Origin of the sequence: Ruegeria sp. HKCCA4812, from assembly GCF_013034245.1 — a bacterium.
GTDB lineage: Bacteria > Pseudomonadota > Alphaproteobacteria > Rhodobacterales > Rhodobacteraceae > Ruegeria.
Genome location: NZ_WQFQ01000001.1, coordinates 59677 through 74341 on the forward strand (window position 1 = coordinate 59677; position 14665 = coordinate 74341).

The 14665-nt window shown below is 60.1% G+C and carries 13 protein-coding genes; 7 read left to right on the forward strand and 6 right to left on the reverse strand.

Features of this window, described 5'->3' with window-relative positions:
* Window positions 1–37 precede the first annotated feature (37 nt).
* Window positions 38–1372 (forward strand): 8-oxoguanine deaminase, encoded by a 1335-nt coding sequence (locus tag GOW04_RS00325; protein ID WP_171231201.1) that lies wholly within the window; start codon window positions 38–40, stop codon window positions 1370–1372.
* Here GOW04_RS00325 and guaD read toward each other — a convergent pair.
* Window positions 1369–2655, reverse strand: coding sequence for a guanine deaminase (gene guaD, locus GOW04_RS00330; RefSeq protein WP_171231202.1), 1287 nt, complete (start codon window positions 2653–2655; stop codon window positions 1369–1371). The genes GOW04_RS00325 and guaD overlap by 4 nt on opposite strands.
* 135 nt (window positions 2656–2790) lie before the next feature.
* Between guaD and mgtE the strand changes: the two genes are divergently transcribed.
* A complete protein-coding gene (gene mgtE, locus GOW04_RS00335; RefSeq protein WP_171231203.1) occupies window positions 2791–4185 on the forward strand; it encodes a magnesium transporter in 1395 nt (464 codons plus the stop codon).
* On the forward strand, window positions 4182–4739 hold the full coding sequence (locus GOW04_RS00340; RefSeq protein ID WP_152458744.1) for a 5-formyltetrahydrofolate cyclo-ligase: 558 nt from the start codon (window positions 4182–4184) through the stop codon (window positions 4737–4739). The genes mgtE and GOW04_RS00340 overlap by 4 nt, the downstream gene beginning before the upstream one ends.
* A 3-nt stretch (window positions 4740–4742) precedes the next feature.
* Here GOW04_RS00340 and GOW04_RS00345 read toward each other — a convergent pair whose 3' ends face one another.
* On the reverse strand, window positions 4743–4970 hold the full coding sequence (locus GOW04_RS00345) for a DUF333 domain-containing protein (protein ID WP_224853568.1): 228 nt from the start codon (window positions 4968–4970) through the stop codon (window positions 4743–4745).
* Between the two features lie 133 nt (window positions 4971–5103).
* Here GOW04_RS00345 and GOW04_RS00350 point away from each other — a divergent pair, with 133 nt between their 5' ends.
* The 3 genes from GOW04_RS00350 (at window position 5104) to GOW04_RS00360 (ending at window position 8618) form a co-directional block, all read left to right on the forward strand.
* Window positions 5104–5919, forward strand: a complete 816-nt coding sequence (locus GOW04_RS00350) for a TIGR00282 family metallophosphoesterase (protein ID WP_152458743.1) — start codon at window positions 5104–5106, stop codon at window positions 5917–5919.
* Window positions 5920–6006: 87 nt separating this feature from the next.
* Window positions 6007–7785 (forward strand): SLC13 family permease, encoded by a 1779-nt coding sequence (locus GOW04_RS00355; protein WP_171231204.1) that lies wholly within the window; start codon window positions 6007–6009, stop codon window positions 7783–7785.
* A gap of 95 nt (window positions 7786–7880) precedes the next feature.
* Complete coding sequence (locus GOW04_RS00360; RefSeq protein WP_171231205.1) at window positions 7881–8618, forward strand: YbaY family lipoprotein; 738 nt, start codon at window positions 7881–7883, stop codon at window positions 8616–8618.
* A gap of 13 nt (window positions 8619–8631) precedes the next feature.
* Here GOW04_RS00360 and GOW04_RS00365 read toward each other — a convergent pair whose 3' ends face one another.
* The 4 genes from GOW04_RS00365 to GOW04_RS00380 all read right to left on the reverse strand — a co-directional run bounded on the left by GOW04_RS00365 (window position 8632) and on the right by GOW04_RS00380 (window position 13758).
* Window positions 8632–10293: an FAD-binding dehydrogenase gene (locus tag GOW04_RS00365; RefSeq protein WP_171231206.1), complete on the reverse strand. Its 1662-nt coding sequence runs from the start codon at window positions 10291–10293 to the stop codon at window positions 8632–8634.
* Between the two features lie 10 nt (window positions 10294–10303).
* Window positions 10304–11161 carry a bile acid:sodium symporter family protein gene (locus tag GOW04_RS00370; protein ID WP_171231207.1) on the reverse strand — a complete coding sequence of 286 codons (858 nt, stop codon included), beginning with the start codon at window positions 11159–11161 and terminating at the stop codon, window positions 10304–10306.
* A 73-nt stretch (window positions 11162–11234) separates the two neighbouring features.
* Window positions 11235–11969 carry a glutamine amidotransferase gene (locus tag GOW04_RS00375; protein WP_171231208.1) on the reverse strand — a complete coding sequence of 245 codons (735 nt, stop codon included), beginning with the start codon at window positions 11967–11969 and terminating at the stop codon, window positions 11235–11237.
* Window positions 11970–11985: 16 nt separating this feature from the next.
* Window positions 11986–13758 carry an SLC13 family permease gene (locus tag GOW04_RS00380; RefSeq protein ID WP_152458738.1) on the reverse strand — a complete coding sequence of 591 codons (1773 nt, stop codon included), beginning with the start codon at window positions 13756–13758 and terminating at the stop codon, window positions 11986–11988.
* Between the two features lie 110 nt (window positions 13759–13868).
* Between GOW04_RS00380 and GOW04_RS00385 the strand changes: the two genes are divergently transcribed.
* Entirely contained in the window at window positions 13869–14609 is a 741-nt protein-coding gene (locus tag GOW04_RS00385) for a YebC/PmpR family DNA-binding transcriptional regulator (RefSeq protein WP_152458737.1), read from the forward strand.
* Window positions 14610–14665: the final 56 nt, after the last annotated feature.

The following is a 14665-nucleotide window of genomic DNA, read 5'->3' on the forward strand; positions in this document are numbered from 1 at the left end:
ACTTCTTGCATGAGACGGGCAGATGCAGGAGCGCGATATGACGGAAATCCTACTCAAGAATGCTGATCTGATCCTGACGATGGACGAGTCCCGACAGGAATTGTCCAAGGCCGATATTTTGGTTCGCGACGGGCAGATCGCCCGGATCGGGCAGCGACTGGAAACACAGGGCGAGGTGCATGATGTTTCGGGCTGTCTGGTGACGCCTGGTCTGGTGAATACCCACCACCATCTTTATCAAACCCTGACACGGGCGGTGCCGGGCGGGCAGGATGCGTTGCTGTTTGGGTGGCTGCAAACGCTCTATCCCATCTGGTCGCGTTTCGGGCCGGAGGAAATGTTCACCTCGGCCCAGATCGGTTTGGCCGAACTGGCGCTGTCGGGGTGCACGCTCAGTTCCGATCACCTTTACCTCTATCCCAACGGCGCGCGGCTTGAAGATACGATCGCGGCCGCGTCCGAGCTGGGGATGCGGTTTCATCCGACACGCGGCGCGATGAGCATCGGCGAGAGCGACGGGGGCCTGCCACCGGATCATCTGGTGGAAAACGAGGCCGCTATTCTGGACGACATGGTACGTGTCGTGGATGCGTTTCACGACCCATCAGAGGGGGCCATGTGCCGCGTCGGCCTTGCCCCGTGTTCACCGTTTTCCGTCAGCCGGGATCTGATGCGCGATGCGGCGTTGCTGGCGCGGGACAAGGGCGTGATGCTGCATACCCATCTGGCCGAGAATGACGAGGATATCGCCTATTCGCAGGCGCAATTCGGCTGCCGCCCGGGGCAATATGCCGAGGAATTGGGCTGGACCGGCCCGGATGTCTGGCACGCCCATTGCGTCAAGCTGGACGGGGCCGAGATTGATCTGTTCTCGCGCTCGGAAACAGGCGTGGCCCATTGCCCCTGTTCAAATTGCCGCCTCGGATCGGGTATCGCACCGGTGCGGGCGATGCGCGATGCGGGCGTCAAGGTCGGCCTCGGTGCCGATGGATCGGCCAGCAATGACAATGGCAACCTCATGCTTGAGGCGCGCCAGGCGATGTTGCTGCAACGGGTCGCCAATGGTGCAGATGCCATGTCGGCCCGCGAAGCGCTTGAGATCGCGACGCGCGGCGGCGCGGATGTGTTGGGACGTCCCGATTGTGGACGGCTGATGCCCGGAAAACGTGCCGATATTGCGGTGTGGGATACCCGCGGCATCGAAAGCGCGGGCAGTTGGGATCCGGCGGCGCTGCTTCTGGCGGGGCCGATGTCTGTGAAACACCTGTTCGTCGAAGGCCGCCAGATCGTGCGTGACGGGCACATAACGACCGTCGATCTGCCCCGCGTGATCGAACGCCAGAACACGCTTGCCCGGGCGTTGCAGGCCTAAGCCGCCTGCTGTCCGCCGATCCAGACCTCTGCCACGGCGCGATCATCACCCATCATGATGGTTGGGAAGATCGCTTCCCAAACATCTTCTGCACGGGCCTCGCGCTGGGCGATGGCGGGGGTCGAGGCGAGGTCGATCACGACCAGATCCGCCTCCATCCCCCGGGTTATGTTTCCGATGCAGTCGTCCATGCGCAGGCTCCGGGCGGATCCGACCGTACCCAACCACAGCAATTGCGCCGGATGCAGCGGGCGGCCGCGCAATTGGCCGATCTCATAGGCGGCGGCCATGGTGCGCAGCATCGAAAAGCTGGACCCGCCGCCGGTATCCGTGGCCAGACCGATCCGGTGGCCATCATGGATCAGCCCGTTCATGTCAAACAATCCCGATCCGATGAAGGTGTTCGACGTGGGGCAATGGATCAAAGAGGCATCGACTTCGCGCAGCCGATCCCGCTCCCGGTCTTCCAGATGGATGACATGGCCATACAGGCCGTTCTGGCCCAACAGGCCGAATTTCTCGTAGGTATCCAGATAATCCCTTGCTTCAGGGAACAGGGATCGAACCCATTCGATTTCATCCGTTTGCTCGCTCAGGTGGGTTTGCATAAGACAATGGGGATGCTCGGCCCAAAGCGCGCCCATGGCCTCGAGCTGTTCCGGGGTTGAAGTCGGTGAAAAGCGCGGCGTGATCGCATAGGACAAGCGGTCGACGCGATGCCATTTTTCCAGCAGGGCGGCGGATTGGTCGTAAGCCGTCTGCGCGGTGTCGCGCAGACCTTCGGGCGCGTTCCGGTCCATGCAGGTCTTGCCGGCGACGACACGCTGCCCACGCTGTTGCGCCGCGGTGAAAAAGGCATCCACGCTTTCAGGGTGAATCGTGCAAAAACTGCACATGGTCGTGGTGCCGTGGGCGGTCGTCAGGTCCAGATACCGATTGGCGATCTTGGTCGCATAGTCGAAATCGCCGAACTTCATCTCTTCCGGGAAGGTGTAGGTGTTCAGCCAGTCGATCAGCCGTTTGCCCCAGCTGGCGATCATCGCCGTCTGTGGATAATGCACATGCGGATCGACGAACCCAGCCATGATCAGGCGCGTTCCGTGATCCTTCGTGACTGCGTCAGGATGGGCTTTTTTCAGCGCATCGGCGGTGCCGACCTCTGCAATTCGCCCGTGTTCGATCACGACCGCTTCGTCCAGCCGGGTCGCCTCGGTCGGCTCTCCGTCGAAGGGTGATCCTGTGAAACTCAGAACACGCCCTTTCAAAAGCGTCTTTTGCGCCATTTTCCCTGTTCTCCACCTGTTTGGAACCGCACACCAGCATAGGCGGACGAAAGAAGTGGGTAAATCGGCGCATTGTCATTGTTTTCCGGTAGCTGCTTCTTCTATTTAGGGGCCAATCGCAAAAAGGGGCAGAGCATGACGACAGGCAGAGACGAAGCCGGACACGATCAGCCCCGGGATGAAGACGCCTATGCGTTGGACCCCAAGGCAGTTGCGGCGATCCTGTACGCGGTGGATATAGACGACCGCGACAAGCTGGTTGAGTTGATGGAGCCGCTGCACTCGGCCGACATTGCAGACCTTCTTGAACAGATCAATCCGTTTGACCGGGCGCGCCTGATCCGCCTGTACGACAAAGAGTTCGACGGCGACATCCTGTCTGAACTGGATGAATCGGTTCGTGAAGAGGTGATCTCGGTTCTGAACCCGGATGTTCTGGCCGAAGCCGTGCGCGAGATGGAAAGCGACGATGTCGTTGACCTGCTGGAAGACCTTGAGGAACCGCAGCAGGAAACCATTCTGGACGCATTGGAGGATTCCGAAAGGATCGCAGCCGAGCAGGCACTGTCCTACCCCGAGAACTCGGCCGGTCGTCTCATGCAGCGGGAAGTCGTCATGGCGCCCGAACATTGGAGCGTTGGGCAAGCCATCGACTTCATGCGCGCCAATGATGATTTGCCCGAACAGTTCTATCACGTCGTTCTGGTCGATCCGCGCCTTAAACCGGTTGCTCAGGTGACGTTGGGCAAGCTTATGGCGGCGCGGCGTGAAGTGCCGCTGATTAATCTGGCAGAAGAAGAGTTTCACATCATCCCCGTCGATCAGGATGAGGAAGACGTGGCTTATGCCTTCAACCAGTATCACCTGATCTCGGCCCCGGTGGTGGATGCGGATGGCCGTTTGGTCGGTGTCATCACCATTGACGACGCGATGGTCGTTCTGGATGAAGAACACGAAGAGGACATCCTGCGTCTTGCCGGCGTAGGCGACGAAAGCTCGTTGTCCGACAGTGTGGCGGCAACCAGCCGGCGAAGGTTGCCCTGGTTGGCTGTGAACCTGTGCACGGCGATCTGTGCTTCTTTGGTGATTTCGCAATTCGAGGCGGCGATTGATCAACTGGTCGCGCTGGCCATCCTGATGCCGATCGTTGCGTCAATGGGGGGCAATGCGGGAACACAATCGCTCACCGTGGCGGTGCGTGCGCTGGCGACGCGCGACCTGACAAATTCAAACGTGATGCGTGTTATCAGGCGGGAACTGCTGGTGGGGATGTTGAACGGGCTCTGTTTTGCCATCGTGTTGGGGACCGTGGGGATGCTGTGGTTCGATTCCCCGCTGCTGGGTGTCGTGATCGGGGCGGCCTTGGTCGTGAATATGATCATCGCCGGGTTCGCAGGTACGGTAGTACCTGTCTTGCTGGACCGCTTGGGCATCGACCCTGCGCTGGCATCGGGAACCTTTGTGACAACCACGACGGATGTCATGGGTTTCTTCATATTTCTTGGGCTTGCCAGCGTGGTGCTACTGTGACCGATCTGACTGAAATCAAAGCCGCAGCGCGCAAAGCGGCCTTTGCCCGCCGCAAGGCCGCGTTTGATGCCCGCCTGCCGGGTGCAGCCGGGCGCTTGTCCGAGGTTCTGGCAGGACATCGCGGCGTGCCCCTGTCAGGATACATGCCGATCCGGACCGAGATCGACCCGGTGCCCGCGATGGCCGAAGCATCGGCTTATGGCCCGGTGGGTGTGCCTGTCATCCAGGCAGCCGGTCAGCCGCTGAAGTTCTCTCGCTGGACGCCGGACGGTGTGCTCAAGGATGGCCCGTTCGGTGCAAAAGTGCCCCAGGTGGATGACTATTTCGACCCCGAAATTCTGATCGTTCCACTGGTCGCCTTCGACGCAAATGGTGGCCGCCTGGGGTATGGCGGCGGGTTTTATGACCGAACGCTGGAAGGCTTGCGCGCCAAACGCCCGACGCTTGCCATCGGGTTTGCTTTTGATGCGCAAGAGGCTGCGGACCTGCCGCTCGAGCCAACCGACCAACCGCTGGACATGGTTGTCACGGAAAGCCGCGTGCTGACCTTCTAGCTGCTACTGTTCGAAATGGCTGCGCAAATAGTCCCAGGCATCCACCTCGGTGCCGTCCTTCAGGATGCAGACGCCATAGACACTGCCGTCTTCGTTTTTACGAAGCTGGTAGGTCCCGTCGTTTTCAATGCAAAAGGTCGCGGCGGGGTTGGGCATGGATGTCTTGGTGCCTTCGGCAGCGGCAGCAGTTGCAGCCAAAAGGCAGCCGGTCAGAACAATTGACGACTTCACGCAGAATTCCTTCTGTATTCAAGAGACGTATCGAAACATTGCCACGGCAGAATTTGATTTCAACCCCCAAGTCTGCCGTTAATTTCACGCTTCCGCCTTGTTATTGCCCAGTACAGCCCCTACGACCCGGATCATGAGGATTCTGTTTCTTGGTGATGTCATGGGGCGCGCGGGCCGCGCGGCCGTTCAGCAGCATTTGCCGCGCCTGCGCGACGAATGGCGGCTGGATTTTGTCGTGGTCAATGGCGAAAACGCGTCGAACGGCATGGGGCTGAGCGGAGATCACGCCAGGCTGTTGCTCGACGCCGGAGCGGATTGCCTGACGCTGGGCGATCATGCGTTCGACCAGAAAGACATGCTGCAATTCATCGAGAAGGAACAGCGCATCGTACGACCCGTGAACTTCGCCAAGGGCGCGCCGGGGCGGGGTCATCGGCTGTTCACGGCCCCGGGGGGGCGCAAGGTTCTGGTGGTTCAGGTGCTGGGTCAGGTCTTTATGAAACGCCCGTTCGACGATCCGTTCTCGGCTATCGAACCGATCCTGAAATCCCATCCCAGAGGCGGACAGGCGCAGGCGATCATCGTGGACATGCATTGCGAGGCGACGTCCGAGAAGATGGCGATGGGGCACTACTGCGACAAACGTGCAAGCCTTGTGGTGGGAACGCATACCCATGTCCCGACGGCTGATTCCCAGATTCTGCCGGGTGGCACCGCTTATTTGACCGATGCCGGCATGTGCGGAGATTACGATTCGGTCATCGGCATGGACAAGCAGGAGCCCATGCGACGGTTCATCACCGGCATGCCCAAGGCGCGCTTTACCCCAGCAAACGGCGAAGCCACACTGAGCGGCGTGTTCGTGGAAACCGACGATCGTGACGGACAGGCCAAAACCGTGCGTATGGTGCGCGTCGCAGGGCGTCTGGAACAAGCCGGGCCCGAGTAATCATCGTCAGGCTTGCTCTGTCGGGCGCAATGCGTGAAACTGCATGTCATCAGGCGCTTGGGCCCGGGTTCGGACAGAATACCACGAATGAATTTCCTTTCACTGACAGACACAGGAAGCGCGGTTCTGGCGCTGGTCATCGTTGCGGGCATGTTCATCATGTTCCTGCGCGAGGTTTATCCGACCGAGGTCGTGGCCATTGGCGGTGTCTCACTGATGCTTGTAACCGGCATTCTGCCCTATCAAAACGCGCTTGCAGTTCTGTCCAACCCGGCACCCTGGACGATTGCCGCGATGTTCATCATCATGGGTGCTTTGGTGCGGACCGGAGCCTTGGACTCGTTCACCTCGACCGCGCAAAAGCAGGCTCAGGTGAATCCGCGTATCGCCATCGCATTGCTCATGGGGTTTGTCGTGCTGGCCTCGGCGGTGGTTTCGAATACGCCAGTGGTCGTGGTGATGATACCGGTCTTTGTGCAAATCGCCCGCACCCTGAATGTTCCCGCGTCCAAATTGCTGATTCCGCTGAGTTATGCGGCTATTCTGGGCGGCACGCTTACATTGATCGGCACGTCCACCAACCTGCTGGTCGATGGCGTGGCCCGCGCGCAGGGGATGAAACCCTTTACGATTTTCGAAGTCACGCCGCTGGGGATCGCGCTGGTGATCTACGGCATGATCTATTTGCGGTTCATCGCGCCCAAACTTTTGCCCGAGCGGGACAGCATGGCGTCGCTGCTCAGCGACCGGTCCAAGATGAAGTTCTTTACCGAGGCCGTCATTCCGCCGGACAGCAACCTGATCGGGCGCGAAGTGACCGGCGTGCAGTTGTTCAAACGCCCCGGCGTGCGCCTGATCGATGTCATCCGGGGGGATGAGTCGTTGCGGCGCAACCTGAAAGGCGTCGAACTTAAGGTCGGCGACCGGGTGGTTCTACGCACCGAGATGACCGAACTTCTGAGCCTTCAGCGCAACAGGGAACTCAAACGCGTGGATCAGGTATCGGCCGTTGAAACCAAGACGGTTGAGGTGTTGATCACGCCCGGATGCCGTCTGGTGGGTCGGACCCTTGGGATGATGCGGCTTCGGCGTCGTTATGGCGTTTACGTGCTGGCGGTGCACCGTCGCAACCAGAATATCGGCCGTCAGCTGGATGACTTGGTGGTCAGGGTTGGGGATACGCTGCTTTTGGAAGGTGCCCCGGCGGATATCCAGCGGCTGGCGGCGGAAATGGACATGGTGGACGTCACCCAGCCATCGGCTCGTGCCTTCCGTCGAAGCCATGCACCGATTGCGATTGGGGCTCTTGTAGGGATTGTTGCCCTTGCCGCGCTGGGCATTGCGCCCATCCTGTTGTTGTCGATTGTGGCCTGCGCCGTGGTTCTGCTGACCCGCTGTATCGATGCGGATGAGGCGTTTTCTTTTGTGGAAGGTCGCCTGTTGGCATTGATCTTCGCGATGCTGGGCATAGGGGCCGCGCTGGACAGCTCGGGCGCGGTTTCTCTGATCGTCGAGGCCGTTGCGCCGGGGCTCAGTGTCTTGCCGCCATTCCTCATTATCTGGGCGATTTACCTGCTGACCTCGGTGCTGACCGAACTGGTTTCCAACAACGCCGTGGCGGTTGTGGTCACCCCGATCGCCATCGGTCTGGCTCAGGCGGTCGGAATAGATCCGCGCCCACTGGTCGTCGCGGTCATGGTGGCGGCTTCGGCATCTTTTGCTACTCCGATCGGATACCAGACGAACATGATGGTCTATGGCCCCGGGGGCTACAGGTTCACCGACTTCATGAAGGTCGGTGTGCCGCTGAACCTGACGGTCGGATTGTTGGCGTCTCTGCTGATCCCGTTGATCTGGCCGTTATGACATTGGCACAGAATTGCCGCTTTATCCGCGGCGTACTTGTAAATGTCGGATGAACAGCAATCTTTTGTAGAAATATTACTTTAAGGGGTACTGCCATGCTGACATTCGGCCGCTCCACGTTTCCTGCAGTTGCTTTCGCCACCGTTTTGAGCGGCGCATCGCTTGCCGGAACCGTCGAAGGAACCGCAACCTACCGAGAGCGTATTGCGCTTCCGCCTGACACGACCTTGTTCGTCGAGCTTCAGGATATCTCATTGGCGGATGCGCCGGCCGAAACTCTTGCCGCGCAGAGATATGCCTTGACCGGTGTGCCGGCGCAGTTCGAACTGACCTATGATGACGCATTGATTCAGGACGGGCGCAGATACGCCGTGCGTGCTTCGGTCATGCAGGGGCAAAAGCTGTTGTTCACCACCGATACCGTTTATCCGGTACTGACACATGGGGCCGAGAATTCTGCTGACCTGCTGATGATACAGGTGCAACACCAAGGTGCCGCGATGCTGGAAAACACCGAATGGGTCGCTTCGGGCCTCAATGGTGCGGCTGTCGAGACAGAGAAACGACCTGAACTTGCTTTTGGGCAGGGCGGGGCATTTTCAGGCAGCGGCGGTTGCAACCGGTTCAGTGGCCAGGCCGAGATTTCTGACAATCGGATTGCGTTCCCGGACAATATGGCTGCAACGCTCATGGCTTGCCCACCCCCGCTGGATGAGGTCGAGCGGCAGTTTCTCAAGGCGATGCAAAGTGTCACGACCTTCGCGATGCAAGGCAACGCGCTGGCCTTGCTGGATGCTCAGGGTGAGCCGGTGATTAAAATGATGCGCAAGTAATAGGGCAGGGCTGTCACGCGATGGCCCTCGATCGCCCGGCGTTGCGACCCGAAAAGATGCAGCCGCCCAAGAAAGTTCCCTCAAGCGCGTTGTAGCCGTGATAGCCACCGCCACCGAACCCGGCGACTTCGCCGGCTGCGAACAGGCCCGGCACAACCTGACCATCGGTGCCAATCATCTGACTGTCCAGATTGGTCTGCAAACCGCCCAGTGTCTTGCGGGTCAGCACGTGCAGCTTGACCGCGATCAGCGGGCCATTCCTGGGGTCCAGGAACTTGTGCGGTTTGGCGGTGCGGATCAGCTTGTCGCCGCGATAGTTGCGCGCCGCCAGGATCGCCATCATCTGCGCATCTTTTGAGAACGGATTGTCCACCTGTGAATCCCGTGCTTCGATCTGGGCGCGCAGATGCGCCTCGTCGATCAGACCCCCGCCCAGATGGTTCATGCCGCTCACCAGTTCGGTCAACGTGTTGGCGACGACGAAATCCTCGCCCTTTTCCTTGAACGCCTCGACCGGTCCGGTGGCTTTCGACCCCGACAGGATGCGCTGCCGGATCACTTCCTTCCAGCTGCCTGACGTGAAATCGGGGTTCTGTTCAGACCCGGACAGGGCGAATTCCTTCTTGATGACCTTCTGTGTCAGGACGAACCAACTGTATTCATAGCCGGTGTTCAGGATTTCGCGCAGGGTGCCCAGCGTGTCGAACCCGGGCAGGCAGGGGGGCTGCAACCGGTTTCCGCGCGCGTCGAACCACATCGAGCTGGGGCCGGGCAGGATGCGAATGCCATGGTCGGGCCAGATCGGATCCCAGTTGCGCACGCCTTCGGTGTAATGCCACATGCGGTCGCCGTTGATGACATGGCCACCGGCCTTTTCGCTGATGGCGATCATCCGACCATCCACATGGAAGGGCACACCCGCCACCATGTCCTTGGGCGGTTCGCCCAGGCGGTCGCGGGGCCAATTCTGGCGCACCATTTCGAAATTGCCACCAATCCCGCCCGAGGTGACGACGACCGACGGTGCATAGACCTCGAACTCGCCCACCTCGTCACGGTTGGTCTTGGCGCCGCGCGGGGCCGCGTCATCGGCCAGAACCTCGCCCGAGACGCCCTTGGCCTCGCCGTTCTGCATGATGATATGGCTGACCTGATGGCGGAACTTCAGCTGGATCAGACCGGCGCTGACATGGGCGCGGACCCGACGGATGAAGTGTTCCAGCACGCCGGGTCCGGTGCCCCAGGTGATGTGAAAGCGCGGGACGGAATTGCCATGCCCGTTTGCATAAGACCCGCCACGTTCAGCCCAGCCCACGACCGGAAACCAGCGCAGGCCCATGTCATGCAGCCAGGGGCGCATTTCACCGGCGGCGAACTCGATATAGGCCTCGGCCCATTTGCGGGGCCAGGTGTCTACTTCGCGGTCAAACTGCGCGCTTCCCATCCAGTCGCGCAATGCCAGATCGTGGCTGTCGCGGATACCCATGCGGCGTTGTTCCGGCGTGTCGACCATGAACAGGCCACCCAGGCTCCAGAAGGCCTGACCGCCCAGAAAACCTTCTGGTTCCTGATCGAGTATTATTACCTTTTTGCCTCGGTCGCCCAGTTCGGCTGCGGTGGCCAATCCGGCCAGACCAGCACCGATTACGATCGCATCAGCAGTGTTGTTTGTCATAACGGTCCTTTCAGCGCCTGCGGAACCAGACAAGAAACGGCAAAACCACAGCGTACATCGTAATGCCATAAACCGCCGAGGGCAGGGCCAGCGGGCTGAACCCGCTTTCGGTATTCGTGATCAGCGCCGCCAGTGTAATGCCCAGCGTGGCGTTTTGAATTCCGGTTTCGATCGAGATCGTCTTGCACTCATTCCAGGACAGGTTTGATATCCGCGCCAGTCCCAGCCCGATGAACAGCAGGGCGATATTCAAAGAAATCAAGCCTGCGCCCATGATTCCAAGATTGTCGACGAACAATTGCCAGTTCCCGGCCAGTGCCGCGGCAACGATCAGCACGAACAAAACGGTCGCGAGCGTCGACAATCCCGGCTCTACGCGGTTTGCAAACCCTGTTGCAAAGTTGCGAATTCCGACCCCGATGGCCACGGGCAGCGTTGTTATCAGAAACAATGCAACAGCCAGCCCGGTGATCGAAACCTCGGTGGCTTCGTCGCCCATGAAATGCGAGATCGACCACGCGGCCAGTATTGGCACGGTCACCATCGACAAAAGGCTGATCACGGCGGTCAGGCTGACCGAAAGTGCGACATCGGCTTTGGCGAGCTTGGAGAGGATGTTGCTGGTTACGCCGCCCGGGCAAAAACTGAGCAGCATGAAACCAACCGCGATCTCGGGGGGCAATGCAAAGATTGTGACCGTCACGAAGGCCGCGACTGGCAAGAGAACAATCTGGCTTGCCGCCCCGATGGCAAAGGCGCGTCGCCGGCTCAGGACACGACGGAAGTCTGCCACCTCCAGCCCGATGCCCAGAGACAACATGATAATGGCAAGCGACACCGGCAAGCCGACATTCAAAAGCAAATCCAAGGACAACTCCTCCCAAAGTTGCGTCAGATCAGCCTATGCGAGGGGGCAAGGCGCAGGCAACCGCGCCGTTGGGTCATTCGTATCGCCGAACGAACCGGCGCAGGATCTCGCCCGGCTGCGTGACATCGGCCGAATGGCAGTGGTCGATCAGTTTTTGCGCGTCTTCAGGCGGGAAATAGCCGTGATTCTTGTAGATATTGATGCGCTGTTCAAAATCCCTGGCGTCGGCTTCGGGGTGGAACTGCGTGGCGTATATGTTCTGCCCCCAACGGATCATCTGGAACGGGCAGGGGTCTGACGCGACAAGGTGCACGCATCCTTTCGGTAGAGCCTGAACCGCTTCCTTGTGGCCAACGAAAGCGTCGAAGGTGGGTTCCAACCCGGCGGTCAACGGATCCCGCTGCCCTTCCGGGGTCAAACGGCACGTGGATGGCCCAACGGGTTCGCTATATCTGTCCTTGCTGACGTCGCCGCCCAGATACGCCGCCAGAATGCCAAGGCCATAGCAGCAGCCCATGAACGGGTGATCTTGTGCGATGATCTGCGGCATCAACCCCATGATCGCAGCCTCGATCCGGGCATCCAGCGGGGATTTGGTCGCCGGGTCGTCACTGACGCATCCCGGTCCGCCGCCTACGATGACACCGGCATAGTCCGTGACATCCAGCCCTTCTGGCAGGTCGTCGCAATCCAAACGAATGCGATGCGTCTGTTCAGGAGACAACCCGCTCCGGTTCAGGATCGAGGCGTATTCGGCGTCGGACGCATCTGTTTCGGGGCGCAGTTGCAGGATCAAAAACGGTTTCATGCGCAGCCTTTACCCGTCACAGCGGCCAGAATACAAGGATGGCGGGAACAGAAACGGCTATGATCAGCACTTCCAGCGGCAATCCCATGCGCCAGTAATCTCCGAATCGATAGCCTCCGGGACCCAGAACCAGCGTGTTGTTCTTGTGCCCGATGGGGGTCAGGAACGCAGCCGAGGCCGCAACGGCCACGGTCATCAGGAACGGGTCGGGTGACACCTCGAGCGTGCGTGCCATTTGTATCCCGACCGGCGCGGCGACAATGGCGGTGGCGGTGTTGTTCAACACGTCCGACAAAGTCATCGTGACAACCATCAATACGGTCAGAATGGCCCAGGCGGGCAGACCATCGGTCAGCTGGATCAGGGCGTTTGCGATCAGTTCGGTGCCGCCCGAGGTCTCCAAGGCGCTGCCCAGCGGGATCATAGACCCCAGCAGTACGACCACCGGCCATTCGATGTGATTGTAAATGTCGGTGATCGGCATGATCTTGGTCAGCACATAAGCAATCACGACCAGCCCCAAAGCAATGGGCAGATAGATCAACCCAACACTTGCGGCCAAAACAGCGGCGGCAAACAGACCGATGGCCAGCCATGCCTTGTCATTTGCCGTTACGTTCAGCCCGCGTCCGGCAAGGGGCAGGCAGCCCAGCCATTCCGTGACATCCGCAGCGCGGTCGCGGGGGCAGAGCAGCAGCAGGATATCGCCCGGTTCCACCTCGGTCTTGCGGACCTGTTCGGTAATCCTGCGCCCCTGGCGTGAGATGCCCATCAGAACGGTGCTTTGCCGCCAGGCCAGCCCAAGCCCTTGTGCGGTGCGGCCTGTGATGCGCGCGCTTTCCGGCACGACGACTTCAATCACTTCCAGCCCGTCACCCTCGGCCGTCAGCAACTCCTGCCGGCGCGTGTCCGAGAAGTCGAGATTGAGCGCTGCGCGAAACTCGTCCAGCGCCTCGGGTCGGGCTTCCAGAACCAGCGCGTCACCTTCCTGCAAAACGGCGTGCGCCGACCGGCCATAGCGACGCTTGCCATCCCGGATTAAACCGATGATGGCCACATCCGATTTCTCGGCCAACTCAAAAAGTTCACTGACCCGTTTGCCGATATGGGCGGATTCTGGGGGAACGGTCAGCTCGGCGATGTATTCGGCCAAGGTTTCCGATGTCTCGGCCTGCGGTCCGCGATCGGGGATCAGACGCCAGCCTACCAGTGCGACAAAGGCAAGACCGGCGATCGCGGCCAGCCCACCGACCGGGGCAAAATCGAACATGTGAAACGGCTCGCCCAGTGTTTCGGCCCGGATCGACGCTATGATGATGTTCGGGGGGGTCCCGATCAGCGTCGCCATCCCGCCGAGAATGGTGGCAAAGCTCAGCGGCATCAGCGACAGGCCCACCGATCGTCCGGCCTTGCGTGCGGTCTGGATGTCCACGGGCATCAGCAACGCCAGCGCCGCCACGTTGTTCATGAAGGCCGACAGAACCGCGCCGATCCCGCCCATCAGGGCGATATGCGCGCCCAGACCCCGCGAGGCATCAACCAGCGTGCGGGTGATCAGAAACACTGCTCCGGACCGGACCAAACCGGCGGAAACCACCAAAACCAGCGCCACGATGATGGTCGCCGGATGGCCGAACCCGGCAAAGGCACCATCCACGGGCACGACGCCCAGCACAACGCCGATCATCAGCGCGGCAAAGGCCACGAGGTCGTATCGAAACCGGCCCCACAACAGCATTCCGAAGACGGTGATGAAAAGCGCAAAAAGAATGATCTGGTCTGTCGTCATGTCGTCACCATACTAGCCGGTGAAGCCGTCGCAAGCCGCTCTCTTGATCCTGCCCCCTGCAAACGTCTATATGAGCGCCGAACACGCAATCACGATGACGAGGACGCATTATGGCAGGCCACTCAAAATGGGCCAATATCCAGCACCGCAAGGGGCGTCAGGACGCCGCGCGGTCCAAACTGTTTTCCAAACTGTCGAAAGAGATCACCGTTGCCGCCAAGATGGGCGACCCCGATCCCGACAAGAACCCGCGCTTGCGTCTGGCCGTGAAAGAGGCCAAGTCTAACTCGGTTCCCAAGGATGTGATTGACCGCGCGATCAAAAAGTCCACCGCCGGTGAAGGCGACGATTACGAAGAAATCCGCTACGAGGGCTATGGCCCCAACGGCGTGGCCGTGATTGTTGAAACCATGACGGACAACCGCAACCGCACCGCGTCGACCGTGCGTTCGACCTTTTCCAAGAACGGCGGCAATCTGGGCGAGACGGGCTCGGTCGGGTTCATGTTCGAGCGCAAGGGCGAAGTGATTTACCCGGCAACGGCGGGTGACGCAGACACCATATTCGAAGCCGCCATTGAGGCCGGCGCGGAAGATGTCGAAAGTTCAGAGGATGGCCACATCATCTGGTGTGCGGATACGGATCTGAACGACGTTTCGAACGCGTTGGAAGCTGCGCTGGGTGAATCGGAATCCACCAAATTGGTCTGGAAGCCAACCACCACGACCGAGCTGGGTCTGGAAGACATGCAAAAGCTGATGAAGCTGGTGGATGCGCTGGAAGACGATGACGACGTACAGCGCGTCACGACCAATTTCGAAGCCTCGGATGAGGTGATGGCACAGCTCTGAGCTGTTGCGGATCTTGACGGCGAAACCCGGCTCAACCGCCGGGTTTTTCGTTTTCG

What these genes read in the sequence shown, in the direction of transcription:
- GOW04_RS00325 (WP_171231201.1), top strand. Translation starts at nt 38, where the DNA reads ATGACGGAAATCCTACTCAAGAATGCTGATCTGATCCTGACGATGGAC.
- guaD (WP_171231202.1), bottom strand. Translation starts at nt 2,655, where the DNA reads ATGGCGCAAAAGACGCTTTTGAAAGGGCGTGTTCTGAGTTTCACAGGA.
- mgtE (WP_171231203.1), top strand. Translation starts at nt 2,791, where the DNA reads ATGACGACAGGCAGAGACGAAGCCGGACACGATCAGCCCCGGGATGAA.
- GOW04_RS00350 (WP_152458743.1), top strand. Translation starts at nt 5,104, where the DNA reads ATGAGGATTCTGTTTCTTGGTGATGTCATGGGGCGCGCGGGCCGCGCG.
- GOW04_RS00355 (WP_171231204.1), top strand. Translation starts at nt 6,007, where the DNA reads ATGAATTTCCTTTCACTGACAGACACAGGAAGCGCGGTTCTGGCGCTG.
- GOW04_RS00360 (WP_171231205.1), top strand. Translation starts at nt 7,881, where the DNA reads ATGCTGACATTCGGCCGCTCCACGTTTCCTGCAGTTGCTTTCGCCACC.
- GOW04_RS00365 (WP_171231206.1), bottom strand. Translation starts at nt 10,293, where the DNA reads ATGACAAACAACACTGCTGATGCGATCGTAATCGGTGCTGGTCTGGCC.
- GOW04_RS00375 (WP_171231208.1), bottom strand. Translation starts at nt 11,969, where the DNA reads ATGAAACCGTTTTTGATCCTGCAACTGCGCCCCGAAACAGATGCGTCC.
- GOW04_RS00380 (WP_152458738.1), bottom strand. Translation starts at nt 13,758, where the DNA reads ATGACGACAGACCAGATCATTCTTTTTGCGCTTTTCATCACCGTCTTC.
- GOW04_RS00385 (WP_152458737.1), top strand. Translation starts at nt 13,869, where the DNA reads ATGGCAGGCCACTCAAAATGGGCCAATATCCAGCACCGCAAGGGGCGT.